The following is a 16,141-nucleotide window of genomic DNA, read 5'->3' as shown; positions in this document are numbered from 1 at the left end:
CGTGATCATGCATTTTTTGCATTTTGAAACTTAAAGAAAAGATCAGCATTTTTAACATCGGGCGGTTTAGCGCGCCGCAGAGACAATTTAAAACTGCCAGCTAACAAAATGTACCCTATATTTACATTGCCAACAATAGCCCAATCAAAACTTTCAACTTTTTGTTAGCAATCTTTTTTTGAATTGTAAGCCTATTCCCTCAACTTCGCAGTCCGAATTTTGATTATGAGTATTCATTATAAAATAATAGCTGCAGAGCTTTCTGTAGCTGAGAAACAGGTTACCGCTACGGTAGGCTTGCTTGATGAAGGAGCTACCGTTCCGTTCATTTCCCGTTACCGTAAAGAACTTACCGGCAGTTTGGACGAGGTACAGGTTGCCACTATTCGTGATCGTGTACAGCAACTGCGCGAGTTAGATAAACGCCGTGAGGCTATCCTGAAATCGCTTACAGATATGGGTAAGTTAACGCCCGAGCTTGAAAAGCAGATCAACGAAGCAGAAACGATGGTTACTTTGGAGGACCTTTATCTTCCGTACCGCCCAAAACGCAAAACCCGCGCTACTACAGCCCGCGAAAAAGGCCTGCAGCCATTGGCCGATGTTTTATTGGAACAAAAAAATATCGACCCCGAACTGATAGCTGCCGAATACATCAGCGATGAAAAAGGTGTAGCCAGCGTTGAAGAAGCTTTAGCCGGCGCAAGAGATATTATTGCCGAAACCGTTGCCGAAAATGCTGAAATACGTACCAGGATACGTGAGCTGTTTGTAGAGAAAGGCACTTTTGCATCAAGAGTGGTTGAAGGCAAAGAGGAGGCGGGCATTAAGTACAAAGACTATTTTGAATGGACTGAGCCTGTTAAAACAGCGCCATCGCACCGCGTATTAGCCATGCGCCGCGGCGAAAAGGAAGAGATCCTATGGCTCGACCTGAAACCTGAAGAAGATGATGCACTGGAGATATTGGAAAATTCAGTTATCAAGGCAAACAACCCGGCTGCCGGACAAATCCGCCTGGCTATTACCGATGGCTACAAACGCCTGTTAAAACCATCGATGGAAACAGAGGTGCGCCTGCTTACCAAAAAGAAAGCCGACGAGGAAGCGATCCGCGTATTTGCCGAGAATGCCCGCCAGCTATTGCTGAGCGCACCGCTTGGTCAAAAACGTGTAATGGCGCTTGACCCGGGTTTCCGTACCGGTTGTAAACTGGTTTGTTTGGATGAGCAGGGCAAACTGCTTGAAAACACCACTGTTTACCCGCATACGGGTGCAGGTCAGGCGCGTGAAGCCGAAAAAACAGTACAGCACCTGTTCCAGAAATATAATATCGAGGCTATTGCTATAGGTAACGGCACCGCTGGCCGCGAAACAGAGGTATTTGTTCGCAACCTGAATTTACCGGGCGTGACTATTGTAATGGTTAATGAAAGTGGTGCTTCTATCTATTCGGCATCTGAAGTGGCGAGGGAAGAATTTCCGGACTATGATGTCACCGTAAGAGGGGCCGTATCTATTGGTCGCCGTTTAATGGACCCATTGGCCGAGCTGGTAAAGATCGACCCAAAATCAATTGGTGTAGGCCAGTACCAGCACGATGTTGACCAAAACAAGCTGCAAACCTCATTAGATGACACGGTGATCAGCGCCGTGAACGCGGTGGGGGTTGAGTTAAACACTGCCTCAAAACAAATCCTGGCTTATGTATCAGGCCTTGGTCCGCAACTGGCACAGAACATTGTAGAATACCGCAACCAGAACGGTGCTTTTAAACGCCGCGAGCAGTTGAAAAAAGTTCCGCGTTTGGGCGATAAGGCATTTGAGCAGGCAGCAGGCTTCCTCCGGATCCACAATGCTGAAAACCCGTTAGACACCAGTGCGGTTCACCCGGAGCGTTATGGTTTGCTTGAACAAATGGCTACAGATATGAAATGCACAGTGAAAGACCTGATGAGCAATCCAACCCTGCGTAAGAGCATTCCGCTGCAAAAATATGTTTCCGAAACCGTTGGTTTGCCAACCCTGAATGATATCATGGCCGAACTTGCCAAACCGGGCCGCGACCCGCGTGAGCAGTTTGAAGCTTTCAGCTTTACAGAAGGTGTAAATGCTATCGGCGATCTGAAAGTTGGCATGAAGCTGCCGGGCATCGTCACCAACATTACAGCCTTTGGTGCTTTTGTTGATATCGGCGTTCACCAGGATGGCCTTGTTCACCTGAGCCAGATCACCAATCGGTATATCAAAGACCCTAACGAAGTATTGAAAGTACATCAAAAGGTTGAGGTAACTGTTACCGAGGTTGATGTGAACCGCAAGCGTATTGCCCTATCCATGAAAGAGAACGACAAAAGCGAACCCAACCAGCGCAGAAACGATGACCGCCGTCCACAAGGGAATAACAACAAGCCCAACTTTAATAAAAGGGTTGAAAAAGAACCGGAAACCGATATGGCTTTGAAGCTGGCTGCGTTGAAGGGTAAGTTTAAGTTGTAATTAAAAAAAACGGGATTGCTCACGTGCTTGTTTACAAAGCCAGTCATGTTGAACTTGTTTCAACACCCCACTTGCTAAGCAAGCCTGCTAAGCAAATTTGCGACTCGTCCTGTGGGGTGCCGAAACAAGTTCGGCATGACGATCTTTTTAAAAAGTTAGTAGCAAACTCCCTGAATAGTTTCTCTTAAACAAAAAAATCCCCAACCTATCAGGCTGGGGATTTCTATTTAATATCTGATTATAACTTACGCTACTGTCCCTTCTTTCAGCTTCTCAGCATTCTCTGCAAACTGAAGCGATTCAAGGATTTCCTGCAGGTCGCCGTTCAATACGCCCGGCAGGTTGTAAATAGTTAGACCGATCCGGTGTTCAGTTAAACGACCTTGTGGGTAATTATAGGTACGTACTTTGGCCGACCTGTCGCCGGTTGATACCATGGTTTTACGTTTTTTTGATGTTTCTTCCAGGTGCTTTTGCAGCTCCATTTCGTACACCCTTGAACGTAGTACCTGTAATGCCTTATCGTAGTTTTTTAGTTGTGATTTTTGGTCCTGGCACTGGGCAACAATACCTGTAGGGATGTGGGTTAACCTCACAGCCGAATAGGTAGTATTTACCGACTGACCTCCCGGCCCTGAAGCACAGAACAAATCTTTACGGATATCACTTACCTGCAGATCGATGTCAAATTCATCAACCTCGGGCAGTACTACCACCGAAGCCGCTGAAGTATGTACACGGCCTTGTGTTTCGGTATCAGGCACACGTTGTACACGGTGTACGCCCGATTCATATTTCAGGGTTCCGTAAGCGTCTTCGGCGTTTACGTTAAATACAATCTCTTTATAACCGCCGCTGGTGCCTTCGGTATAGTCCACCAGCTCGGTACGCCAGCCGCGTTTTTCGCAATAACGCATATACATGCGGTAAAGATCGCCGGCAAAAAGGGCTGCCTCATCACCACCGGTACCACCACGGATCTCCACAATAGCATTTTTAGAATCTTCAGGATCTTTAGGGATCAGCATCAGGCGAATTTCTTCTTCCTTTACTTCCTGTTGAGCAAGCAGTTCGTCAAGTTCCATTTTGGCCATCTCACGAAACTCCTCATCTTTTTCGGTAGCCAGGATCTCTTTATTGGTTTCGATATTGCTCATAATGTTGCGATATATGTGATACTCGTCAACAATTTTGGCAAGGTCTTTATATTCTTTATTCAACTGGGCAAAACGCTTCATATCCTGCATTACCTCAGGATTGCTCAATTCACCTTCAACATTTTTCCAGCGCTCGTATATCAGCTCTAATTTATCTAACATATTTTATAAATAATGATGCAGCTAAAACTGTTTGATATTGAACCGGCTTATGAAAGATTTGACGTTTCGGGCGGCTTACAGGCTTACTGCAAAAAAGTGCACAAAAGTACGCATTTTACTGCATATTTTAATTCAGCGGATTGTAAGTTGTTTTTCTTAGTTTATAGATGATGGTTCATAGATCATAGAGCACCCCGCCAATGGTTCATAGTTTATGGACCATAGGTAGCTCGGCTTATAGATCATAGTTCATGGATCATAGCAAAGCCACCCTATCAATATCAATTAGTCCAATCAAAAACCATGAACCATGATCTATTAACCATGAACTAAACAAAATACTCCAGCCTCAATTCATTACCATCAAAAACCGCATAAGAAAAATATGAAATCCATTCGCCAAGGTTAATATAACGGCTTTGAGGGGTCATTTGAATATCAAGCGGCATATGGCGATGGCCAAAAACAAGGTAATCGTAAAAATTAGTCTTTAATTCTTCACGGCAAAAATTCACCAGCCATTCCTGCTCCCCCGGTTTTGGGTTTTCTTTCTTTGCATTGGTATCCCGGCTGTGGCGGCTCCATTTATTGGCTATTCCCACGCCAAGGTTTGGGTGAATGCGGGCAAACAGCCACTGGCAAAACCGGCTCCTGAAAAAACCTTTTAAAAACTTATAAAAGTTATCCCCTGGACCAAGCCCATCTCCATGATGAATGAAAAATTTCTTTCCGCCGCGCTCAATTTTTAATTCATTGCTGATAATAGTTGCGCCCAGTTCATTTACAAAATAATCAAACATCCACATATCGTGGTTGCCTTTAAACAGGTAAAGCTTTACACCGGCATCGGCAAGTTCGGCAAGTTTGCCAAGGAAACGGATGTAGCCTTTGGGCACTACGGTTTTGTATTCAAACCAGAAGTCGAAAACATCGCCAACCAGGAATAGTTCGGCGGCATCATGCTTAATACTGTCGAGCCAGCGCGTTATCTTATCTTCGCGTTGGCGGCTTGAGGCATATGTGCCTGTGCCTAAATGAACATCAGAAGCAAAATAGAGTTTGTCGCGAACCGGCATATCGGCAAAAATACGTTTTAACAGCCAAACAGAAAAGATAAAGATTGTTACACAATAACCAGCAAACAACGCCGTATCTTAGTGGTTATTCAGCATACATTAAACATTAAAATTATGGCAATCCCCGAAAACCCAAATCTTGACGATGCGCAGGAAGATAAAGACCCCGGCAATGAATATGAGCAGAATGAAGGCCAGGATACCGGTAACGAAATAATTGATAAAAGCGAACCGGATGTAGCCGGACTGAACGCGGCCTCCCGGGCATCAGAATCAGCGTTTACTTTAAATTTTGAAGATGGCTATGCCCCTGCTCCGGATAAAAATGACGAAGACCTGCAATCGCCAAAGCACTGATATATTAAGCAATGAAAAAAATATTACTGCCGGCTTTGATCATGGTTGTTTTTGCCGGTAAGGCATCTGCACAGTCAAAAGGCTTTACCATGGCTGATTTCAAGGCTAATATAGGCAAAACAGGCACTTTGTGCGATACCGTTTACTCGTACAAAGCAGTGAGCGATACACTTACCCTTTTGAACATGGGCGCAGCTTACCCAAGGCAAAAATATACCATAGCTGTAAAAGGCAGCACAATAAAGCTTGACCTATCTGCCATAAAAGGAAAACACGTATGTGCAACCGGCACATTTGAACTTTTTAAAGGCCAGCCCGAAATCGTAGCCGACAAACCAGAGCAGATCACAGTTAACTAATAAGCTATCAGCGCCTTATAAACAAGAAAAGCAGATCGTTGATCTGCTTTTCTTGTTTATAAGGGAATAATCTTATTAAGGTTTTTTAGCCTTAAGCTTTATGCATTTCGCCTTTAGCTTCAATTAAAAAGCTTTGTACAAGCCAAATACAATCTGCCCTTCGGTAATTGGCTGTTTGGTGACTAAACGGCCTACATTAAGCGTACGCCCGGTTGTTGTTACATCATATCCCTGCGATTTAACATAATTTCCTTTAAGCGATAAACCCCAGCCGGCACCCATATCAAACCTGATAGCCGCGCTGCCGCCGTAAGCGAAAGCATAGCCTTTAGCACTTTGCTGGGTAATGCTGCCGGTTTGCGCGTCAACACCGGTAACACTAATGGTTAACTGCGGTGATGTTTGGCTTTTGATAGCACCTGCCGATGCCCTTAAATCAAATGACAGGCTTCTCCATACAAAGGTGTATTGCGGGCCTACTAACAGGTTAAAGCTCCGGTAACGTTTATCGGCAGTTACAGTTCCCTGGTCGGCTTTAAAATCGGTTGTATAACCCTGCGATAGTATCAGGTCGTCATCATATGAAAAATTGCTTTGGTCCTGGTATGAGAAAGTGTAACCGATACCAAAATTTCTGTAGATGTAATATGCTCCGTCAAGCTGGAAGGTAACGCCCTTGTTTGCAAAGCCCGATTTATTATTCTTATAATCCACCTTTTGGAAATCGCTTAACGGATAAGAAATACCCATACCTAAGCCAACATAAGGTTTAAGTTTTACTTTGGTTTCGTCATCTTTATCGTTGGTATCCTGAGCTTTTGAAGTAAACGCCAGCAGCATTAAAAGGCCTGCTGTAAAAAAAGTAAGGGTTTGTTTCATGTTTGTTATTATGTAACTGTATTACCGTAAGTTGCCGCTGCATCCTTAACCGCAAAGCAAACGTGTAAAAAAACGCATTATTATTGATACTTCGGTGATAACAAGCTCCGCTTTCGGGTTAAAAATCACAACGGTTATCAGCTGCAAAAAATCAAAGGGGTTAGTTTTTAACAACTTGCCCTTATTTTACAGCAGTTTTTTCACGCCGCTAATATAGCCTGCAACGGGCAATTAAACAGCAACCGGGTGCAAAATTAACAACTTTTAACCTTTTGAACCGTTATTGCCTTGCGGTAATGTAGCCCGAATGGCTATCTTTAGTTGCCTGTAATTTAAACTATCATGACAAAAACGTTCTGTTTATTAGCATTAGCTGTTTTATCTTGCAGCTATACACATGCACAAATGACTATAAAAACACTTCCATATCCCAAAGCAAAAAAAGTTGATGTTGTTGATACCTATTTTGGCACACAGGTGCCCGATCCATACCGCTGGCTTGAGCATGATCATGCCGACGACACCAAAGCCTGGGTACAGGAAGAAAATAAGGTAACGTTCAATTATCTCGATCAGATCCCTTACCGCGCCGACATTCATAAGCGCCTGGAGTTTTTATGGAACTACGAAAAGTACAGCGCTCCCTTTAAGGAAGGCAAATACATCTATTTTTATAAAAACGATGGCTTACAAAGTCAGAATGTGCTATATCGCCAATTAGGCGATAACGGCACCCCCGAAGTTTTTCTCGACCCGAATAAATTCTCTGCCGATGGTACTACCTCTTTACAAGGCATCGAATTTAGCAAAAACGGTGAGCTGGCAGCCTACCAGATCTCTGAGGGAGGCTCGGACTGGCGCAAGGTTATCGTTATTAACACCGAAGATAAAAGCGTTGTGGGTGATACCCTGAAAGATGTAAAATTCAGCGGACTGGCATGGCATGGTACCGACGGCTTTTATTACAGCAGCTACGATAAGCCGACAGAAGGCAGCCAGCTTTCGGGCATGACACAATTTCATAAACTTTATTACCATAAGCTGGGCACACCTCAAAGTACCGATAAGCTGGTCTTCGGCGGTGATAAAACCCCTCGCCGTTACATAGGCGCTTATCTTACCGAGGATGAACGCTTTTTGGTGATCACAGCCGCCACTTCAACAACCGGCAACGAGCTTTATATCCGGGATTTAAGCAAACCCGGCAGCCAGATCATTAACGTTGTGAACAATTTTGATAACCAGCACAGCGTTTTGGATAATGTGGGGAGCAAGCTTTATATCCTCACCAATATCTACTCGCCCAATTTTAAAATAGTTACTGTTGATGCCGGCGAACCGGGTATCACCCATTGGAAAAACCTCATCCCCGAAACTAAAAACGTGTTAAGCGCCACTACCGGCGGAGGTAAAATTTTTGCTGAATACCTACAGGATGCCACCTCGCTGATTCAGCAATATAATATGGATGGCAAACTTGAACGTACTATCCAGTTGCCGTCAATAGGCTCTGCATCGGGTTTCGGCACAAAAAAAGAAGAGAAGGTTACCTATTACACTTTTACCAATTACATATACCCGCCTACTATTTTTAAACTGGATATTGAAACCGGCGCCTCCACGGTCTATAAAAAATCGGGGGCAAAGTTTGACCCGGAGCAATATGAATCAAAACAGGTGTTTTATACCTCGAAGGATAAAACAAAGATCCCGATGATCATCACTTATAAAAAAGGGACGGTACTTAACGGGCAAAACCCAACCTTGCTGTATGCTTACGGAGGTTTTGGCGTTAGCTTAACCCCTGCTTTCAGTACATCAAACATCATATTGCTTGAGCATGGAGGTATTTACGCTGTGCCAAACCTGCGGGGTGGCGGCGAGTACGGCGAAACCTGGCACCGCAAAGGTATCAAGCTAAAAAAACAAAATGTGTTTGATGATTTTATTGCCGCGGCCGAATACCTTATCAAAAACAAATATACTTCCAAAGATTACCTTGCCGTTTCGGGCGGCTCAAACGGTGGCCTGCTTATCGGCGCTATGCTAACCCAGCGTCCCGACCTGTTTAAAGTGGCCTTCCCTGCCGTTGGTGTGCTGGATATGCTGAGGTATAATAAGTTTACCGCAGGTGCCGGCTGGAGCTATGATTATGGTACCGCCGAAGATTCGGAACAAATGTTTAAATATCTTTATAACTACTCACCATACCATGCCCTTAAACCGGGCGTTTACCCTGCTACCATGGTTACTACCGCCGATCATGACGACCGTGTAGTACCCGCCCATTCCTTTAAATTTGCGGCACGCCTGCAGGAATACCAGCAGGGTACTGCGCCAACACTTATCCGCATTGAAACCAATGCCGGCCACGGAGCAGGACAAAGTACAGCCCAGCTCATCAATGGCCAGGTTGATAAATGGGCTTTCATGTTCTGGAATATGGGGATAAAGTGGTAACGATTTTTTAATTTCAATACTCAATTTATAAATGAAAAAATACCTGTTAGCTGTTGTTCTGTTATTCGTTGCCTCGGCAATAACATTTGCGCAGCATAAAAAACCAAATTTAAACATTGTATTTATAGGCAACAGCATAACCCAGGGCGTGCAGCTGGCCAATCCGGCAACTGAAGCGCCGCCAGCCACGGCAGTGGCTTATCTGCAAAAACAAAAGAACCTGGACACAGTAAGTTTCAGTAACCAGGGCCATAGCGGCTACACTACGCTCGATTTTTTGCCAGGCACAGGTACTTTTGCGAGAGTTGAAGAAGCGGCTAACGCTTTTACAACTAAGAACGCGTTGCTGATATTTTCGATAAAACTTGGCACAAATGACAGTGCTATACACGGGCCGCATGGTGCTCCCGTATCACCCGAAGATTATCAAAAAAATTTAAAGACCATAGCTGATAAACTTTTAGCCGATTTTCCGAAAGCGGTTATCATTTTCCAGCACCCGTTATGGTATAGCCCTAACACCTATAATGGCGCAAAATATTTGCAGGAAGGGTTAAACAGGCTGCAAAGCTATGTGCCGATGATAGATGCGCTTGTAAAAGCATACGCAACTACAAATCCCAAACAGGTTTTTGTGGGCGATACCAAAGCGTTCGCCTACTTCGAAAAAAATCATTTAACTGATCTTATCCCCGAGAATGGTAAACAAGGTACTTTTTATCTTCACCCCAATAAAAAGGGGGCTGAAGCTTTAGGGCAGTTTTGGGGGATGGCTATCAATAAAATAATAAAGCGTTATTTTTAAATAAACAGGCGATGGGTTACATAGCACATATCAAGATCCGGATTTTTACGGTATCGATATGTTTATTCATTTGCTCGTGCAAACCATCTGTAAAACAGCCTGCCCAAACTGGTAGCAGCCATGCGGCAGTGCCCAAATTCAAAACCATTGCTTATACTGATACCGCTTTTAAAGTAATCCATGTTTTTGTTGCCCTTTGCGATAATAAATATCAGGGAATAGTACCTGTGCCGCCCGCAATTGGAAATGGTCAGAATCCCGAAACCAATTTATATTGGGGCAGCGATAACGGTGTGCGCACCTATTTTAAAAAAAGTAAAGACTGGCAATTGCTTAAAAAACAAAAAAGAAGCCCAATAATATTGGAAAGGCTCATCTTTCGGCATCGCACAAAAAAGGTTTATTTAGTAGCCGATGCCTGGGATGGCCAGGCTATTGAAAAAACTACCGAGGATTTTTTATTTAGTTGCGCGGGCCAATTAAAGGATACCATACATTATAACAGACGGGTTATAGGCATTAATGGCAATGCCCAATTGCTGGCTTATATTGGTCATGATGGGCTGATGGACTTCAAACTACCCAACGAATTTAAAAATGCAGATAGCAAAACCCGGGATTGCATCATTTTGGCCTGTATCAGCAAAAAATATTTTGGCGATTTTATTAGTAATGCCAAAGCTAATCCCCTGCTTTTAACAACCGGGCTCATGTGCCCCGAGGCATACACTCTTCATGATGCTATAACGGGCTATGTCAATAACGAATCGCAATCAAGCATTCGGAAGCGGGCAGTTGCGGCTTATGTAAAATATCAAAAATGCAGTATCAGGGCGGCTGAAAACTTATTGGTTAACAATTAAGCGTCGGTAACTCATTAAATTGTTTGTTAAGTTCATTCCATCACCTCAAAATCACTACATAGCCCGAAATAACAATGTTATTCATCTTTGTATTTACTATATAGTAGTAAGTACCGGATGGCAGCGGTTTGCCCTGGTAAGTGCCATCCCAGGGTTTAGGATAACCTACAGAATGAAATAAAAGTTGCCCATAGCGGTTGTAAACATCAACGGTAGAATTTTCATATGCTACAAGACCTTTAATTTCCCAAAAGTCATTTACCCCATCACCATTTGGTGTAAAGGTGTTACTAACGTTTATTACCGGCGAAACCTTAACTGCAACAGTGCTTTTGTTAACGCAGCCGTTTGACTTATCGGTGATTTTCAGTTGATAAATGATATCCTGATCACCTGTTACTACCGGGTTTTTAGCTGTAGCGTTGTCCAGACCTGTAGCCGGTGTCCATTCATAGGTTACGTTTTCGCTGCCTACTACCGGGTTTAAAGTAATGGTATGCCCTTTTAAAACATATCTTGTATCGCCGGCTGCATCTGCCTGCACTGTTGGCGGCGGAACAAAATTGATGGTGATATCATCAGTAGGCGTATGACAATTATCAGCCTGGGTTGCGGTAAGTATCAATTTAACCGAGCCTTTTGCAATATCTATTGGGTCGGGCTGAAAGCTTGGATTTAGTACGTTATCCGAAGGGATAAATCGCCCCAATCCCGATGCCGATGTCCATTTTACTGTAGTTCCGGAAAATACCTGTCCGCTCAGCGGCACCATTGGGCTCTGGATACAAACATTATCGATGCTTGGCGGTCCGGCATCGGCACCAGGATCTGGCGCAAACTTAAATGTGACTTCCTTTGATACAGGGCAAAAATCTTTCCCGGTTGACGTTAGGATTAAAGTAACTGATCCTGCAGCTCTATCCTCCTTCGATGGGAAATATTGTCCCCTGAGCTCATCCTGCTTAGAGAAACTGCCACTGGCACCGGGCCCTAAGCCCCAGATCCCGGTATTGGTTGTGCTATGTACCTCACCGGCAAGTTGAATGAATGGATCATTGATACATACGTTATGCGAAGGTCCGGCATCAACGATCGGAATCGGATTTACTTCAACTTGTACAGGGCTTGGTTCGCCCGGACATTCGTTTATGATCAAAAATAAATTATACGTGCCTGCATTGGCCGCAGTAGCTTTCGGAATGGTAGGGTTTTGTTCTTCCGACCTGTAATTATTAGGACCTGTCCATAAATATTTTGCGCCTGCAATGGTTCGAGTTAATAGTAAAATATCATTGCCCTCGCAAACAGGGCTGTTGCTGCGCCCTTCGGGCTGTAATGTCTGGGGCCTTACAGTTACCGTATATTTAACCGGAGTGCCTGGGCAGCCAAATGCTACAGGCGTTATGGTATAAGAAACCTGGATAGGGTTTGTTGTGGTATTAACCAGGGCTTCATTAATAGGGTTAGCGGTTTGATCGGTAACCGGGGCATTACTGATGCCGGTGACAGCAGGCCTGCTCCATAAAAATGTGGCCGTAGATATATTGGATGTTAAAGTAAGCCCCAGCGGGGTGTTGTTACACATAACAGACGACAGCGGCGGCGGATTGGTAATTACCGCTCCCGGGTTAACCGTCACCTTAAGCGGATACGGAACTCCCGCACAGTCGCTCGTTTTAAAATTAAACATATAGGTAACTTCAACAGGCGCATTGGTGGTATTGTAAAGCACCTCTTTTATGGTACGCGCGGCCTGCCCTGTTACAGCGGCATTACTGATGCCTGCAACAGCCTCCCTCCCCCATGTAAAGCTTGTTACCTGGGTGTTAAATTTAACTTCATAATTGGTGCTTGTACCATTGCAAACCGGATCAACGGGTCCACTTGTTACAAAAGGCGTAGCATTTACCTTCACCGTATAATTGAATACATCGCCCGGGCAACCATTTAAATAAGGTGTTATTTTATATGCCACGTCAACAGCCGCGCCGTTTGCATCGTTATTTAACAGTGTTTCGGTAATTGTGCTTGACGTTTGACCCGTTACCGGGGGGTTACTGATGCCGGCAACCGCGGGGCGGTCCCATGAAAAAGTCGTTCCTGGCTGATCTGCGGTGATCGCGTAATTTAGCGCGGTACCGCTGCATATGGGATCGCCTGTGGCGCTGCTTATTACCTGTGGGGCAGGTGTAACCGTTACCTCAACTTTAGTACGTTCACTAATACAGTCATTAACCTTAGTCTCCACATAATAAGTTCTGTTGATGGTTAACGGAGCTGTAGGAAAAGGGTTTCCCTGGTGTACAGGGGTTCCTCCGACGGGGACATTGTACCAGGTATAAGTACCCGTTGAGCCGCTTGCGGTGAGTATAGCAGATTGCCCTTCACAAACCGTCGCTGTGTTATTGGTGCCAACCGTAGGTGCTGCCGGAGGGGCTATAGCCTTAACCAAAACAGCGGTACGCGCACTGGTAATACCGCCCACTGTTGTCGCAACATAATAAGTAATATCGTTTAGTATTGGCGGGGTAGTAAATATCGGGCCAACTTTAAGAGGCGTTCCACCGGTAGCATCGCTATACCAGCGGTATGTTCCGCCCGGCGCTGTAGCTACAAGGTTAGTTGTACTGCCTGTACAAACAGATTTACCAGGGGCCGTTGGCGCGGCAGGCACCGGATTTATAGTTATGGTAACACTACTTGACTTTGAACCGCAAGGTCCCGCAGGATCATTAGATGTTAAAGTTAGTGTTGCAACTTTTTCTCCTGCGGCAGGGGTGTAAACAGCGTCCTTCTTTGTATCGTCGGAGAATGTACCCGCGCCGCCTGTCCATTTTACTGATGTAGCCCCCCCTCCAAAACTTCCGGCCAATTGTACAGGATCGCCCTGCTTCACGGTTTGATCCGGGCCTGCATCAACGATAACCCTATTATAAATGGTTATAGTGTTGGTAGCAATACTTTGCGGACAGCCGCTGCTTGCCGCTATGGTATTGGTTATGGTGTACGGCCCCCCGGCGTGGCTTCTCACCAGGTCAATCTCGCCGGTGCCGGGATTCTTAAATACGATATTACCGGTTGGTTCGCTGAAAACGCCGGCACTTGCCCCCGGCTGGAAAACCGGCAGCGGGTTTTTTACATCGTTACAGATAGGGGTATTATATGTAAAAGTAGCATCCGGTGTTGTTACTATGGAGATACTTTGGCTGGCCGTTCCCGGGCATGAGCCCCCATAGGTAAAAGTAATGGTATATTTTCCGGGAATACTTGCCGCCACATTGATCTCGCCTGTGGTGTTACTCAAAAAAACCAGCCCGGGTGTTGACGAAAAAGTACCTCCGGCCGGATTAAGAATAGCAGGCTTTACATTACTTCCCGATGTACATATCGTGCCCGAAGGATACCGGAACTGGGGGTCAATAACAGGTGTTATTGATACGGTGAAAGCGGTACGCGGACTAACACATGTGCCATTAACGGCCTCGGCATAAAAAGTTGTTTGTGCAAACAAAGGATCGGTAGTATAAGTGTTGCCGGTATGCACCGGTGTACCGCCTGTAGCACCAGTATACCATTGAATGGTTGCGCCCGAAGCCGGAACGCTTAAGCTGGCAGGGTCGCCCGGGCATACCGTTGCAGTACCGTTAACCGTTGGGGCGGCAGGCAGTGGGGTAACCTGTACGGTTACCGGGGTACGCTGGCTGCTGCAGCCATTAGCTATACTTTGTACATAATAAGTGGTATTTGCAGTTAGCTCGGGCGTAACATAGGTGTTGCCGGTTACTAACAGGTTACCGCCGGTGGCCTGGTCATACCATTCATAGTCATCGGGCGAGCCTGTTGCTGTAAGTGTGGCCGATGTACCGGCACATATTGCCGGAACCGGTTGCACGGCAGGCGCAGGGATCGGATCAAGAACAGTCACAGTAATTGCCGCCCTCTCGCTGATACATGTTCCTACCGTGGTTTGAACATAATAAGTTGTGGTGGCCGTTAAAGCGGGAGTTGTAAATGTATCGCCCGAAAATATAGAGTTACCGCCGGTGGCCGCGGTAAACCATTGAAAACTTCCGCCTTGTGCCGATGTTGCCGTTAACGAGGCTGTTGCCCCATTACAAATTACCGGCCCGTCGGGTACCACCGGTGCATCCGGGGCAGGGGTAACAGTAATTGTTATCGGGGTACGTTCGCTTGTGCAACCGCCGGTGGTATGCTCAACATAATAAGTTTTATTACTTGTTAAAGCCGGGGTTTGAAAAGTATTGCCGGTACCAACCGAACTGCCACCTGTGGCTGCTGTATACCAGTTATATGTGCCGGTAGGCGATGGATCGGCAGTTAAGGTAATACCGGTGCCATAACAGGCAGACGGTGACTGCGAAGGTGGCGCGGCCGGTATTTGCGTTACAGATACGGGCACCGCAATACGGTCGCTTGTGCAATCGCCTACCCGTGTTTGCACATAATAAGTTACCGCAGAGGTAAGCACCGGCGTTGTATAATCCGGACTTGAAATTAACGGCGTGCCTCCTGAAGGCACATCAAACCACTCAGCTACCCCCGAGGCATCAGCATGCAGCGTAATAGCCGATCCGGAACAAGTGCTGTAGCCACCGGCGGGAAGTACGGGAACTGCAGGTGGCGCATTGATCCGGGCAACTACAGGTATACCGGAGCTGGTACAACCTTTAATTACTGTAAAAAGATAATAAGTGGTATTTGCAAATAATGGGGGCGTTATATAGGTTGCATCGTTGCTCAATGGAGTTCCTGTTCCCGCGGAATTTGAATACCAGGCATAACTGTCGGCACCGGACGCTATTAACGTTGCGGGGCTACCATAACACACCGGATCTGCCTGAATGCCTGGTCGACCTGTTACATTAACAACAACCGAACTTCGTGTACTGGTACAACTTCCTATAGTGGTTTCCACATAAAAAATGGTGCCCTGGGTAATTGGGCCTGTTACATATGGGTTACCTGTAAACAGGAAATTGCCACCGGCATCATACCACTGGTAAGTTCCTCCGGGAGCCGTTGCTGTTAATGTTGCCGAAGTATTGGGGCAAACAACCTGATTGGCTACCGTAGGCGGATTTGGAGAAGCTACAGCGGTAATCGGAATACTGGCAACTTTTGGCTGGCAGCCCGGGGTTTTATCACTAACCGTTACAGTATACGTTCCGGCTTTGTTTACATCAATAGATGGCGTATTTTCACCGGTGTTCCAGATATAGGTAAATGGGCCTGTACCACCCGATAGGTTAGCAGTTAACGTTACATTCTTTCCCGAACATATTGTATTAGCTGTTGAGGATATGGTTACATTCAATGTACAAACTTGACTATACCCTGCTAATGAACAAATAACCAACAGGAATAGTACAAGCAACGGCTTATTAATGTTCTTCATAAGTCTCTTTATACTCAATAAATGTGGCTGCAAGCGGCTCATTTTAACAACTCCCCTTATTGAGCACAGTTTTAAGATTGGCAAACAATACTGTTATGTTATACCAAT

Annotated in this window: 10 protein-coding genes; 6 read left to right on the top strand and 4 right to left on the bottom strand. The window is 45.5% G+C overall.

All coding sequences use genetic code 11. The annotated features are described in order from the left end of the window. Positions 1-225 precede the first annotated feature (225 nt). Positions 226-2,499 carry a Tex family protein gene (locus DIU38_RS29265; protein ID WP_112657138.1) on the top strand — a complete coding sequence of 758 codons (2,274 nt, stop codon included), beginning with the start codon at positions 226-228 and terminating at the stop codon, positions 2,497-2,499. A 245-nt stretch (positions 2,500-2,744) separates the two neighbouring features. Here DIU38_RS29265 and prfA read toward each other — a convergent pair whose 3' ends face one another. Next, positions 2,745-3,818 (bottom strand): peptide chain release factor 1, encoded by a 1,074-nt coding sequence (prfA, locus tag DIU38_RS29260; protein ID WP_091167385.1) that lies wholly within the window; start codon positions 3,816-3,818, stop codon positions 2,745-2,747. Between the two features lie 329 nt (positions 3,819-4,147). Beyond that, a complete protein-coding gene (locus tag DIU38_RS29255) occupies positions 4,148-4,894 on the bottom strand; it encodes a UDP-2,3-diacylglucosamine diphosphatase (RefSeq protein ID WP_091167651.1) in 747 nt (248 codons plus the stop codon). Between the two features lie 114 nt (positions 4,895-5,008). Here DIU38_RS29255 and DIU38_RS29250 point away from each other — a divergent pair, with 114 nt between their 5' ends. Together DIU38_RS29250 and DIU38_RS29245 are read left to right on the top strand one after the other, a co-directional pair. Further along, positions 5,009-5,251: a hypothetical protein gene (locus DIU38_RS29250; RefSeq protein WP_112657140.1), complete on the top strand. Its 243-nt coding sequence runs from the start codon at positions 5,009-5,011 to the stop codon at positions 5,249-5,251. Between the two features lie 11 nt (positions 5,252-5,262). Beyond that, entirely contained in the window at positions 5,263-5,610 is a 348-nt protein-coding gene (locus DIU38_RS29245) for a hypothetical protein (RefSeq protein ID WP_112657142.1), read from the top strand. Between the two features lie 123 nt (positions 5,611-5,733). Here the strand turns inward: DIU38_RS29245 and DIU38_RS29240 are convergent, their stop codons facing one another. Beyond that, complete coding sequence (locus DIU38_RS29240; RefSeq protein WP_112652635.1) at positions 5,734-6,489, bottom strand: outer membrane beta-barrel protein; 756 nt, start codon at positions 6,487-6,489, stop codon at positions 5,734-5,736. A 342-nt stretch (positions 6,490-6,831) separates the two neighbouring features. Here DIU38_RS29240 and DIU38_RS29235 point away from each other — a divergent pair, with 342 nt between their 5' ends. From DIU38_RS29235 to DIU38_RS29225, 3 genes are read left to right on the top strand one after another with little or no spacing between them, the layout of a single operon-like run. Beyond that, positions 6,832-8,949, top strand: coding sequence for a prolyl oligopeptidase family serine peptidase (locus DIU38_RS29235; protein WP_112652634.1), 2,118 nt, complete (start codon positions 6,832-6,834; stop codon positions 8,947-8,949). Positions 8,950-8,980: 31 nt separating this feature from the next. Further along, positions 8,981-9,754 (top strand): SGNH/GDSL hydrolase family protein, encoded by a 774-nt coding sequence (locus DIU38_RS29230; RefSeq protein WP_112652633.1) that lies wholly within the window; start codon positions 8,981-8,983, stop codon positions 9,752-9,754. Between the two features lie 11 nt (positions 9,755-9,765). Then, entirely contained in the window at positions 9,766-10,617 is an 852-nt protein-coding gene (locus tag DIU38_RS29225; protein ID WP_208057660.1) for a hypothetical protein, read from the top strand. Positions 10,618-10,657: 40 nt separating this feature from the next. On the opposite strand, the gene DIU38_RS29220 is transcribed toward DIU38_RS29225, so the two are convergent. Beyond that, the gene (locus DIU38_RS29220) at positions 10,658-16,033 is read right to left on the bottom strand and encodes an Ig-like domain-containing protein (protein WP_167516309.1); all 5,376 of its coding nucleotides are present in this window, start codon (positions 16,031-16,033) and stop codon (positions 10,658-10,660) included. Positions 16,034-16,141: the final 108 nt, after the last annotated feature.

The organism is Mucilaginibacter metallidurans, assembly GCF_003286435.2.
GTDB lineage: Bacteria > Bacteroidota > Bacteroidia > Sphingobacteriales > Sphingobacteriaceae > Mucilaginibacter > Mucilaginibacter gossypii.
Note: the sequence above shows the minus strand (reverse complement) of the source record. Positions and strands in the feature narration are given on the sequence as shown.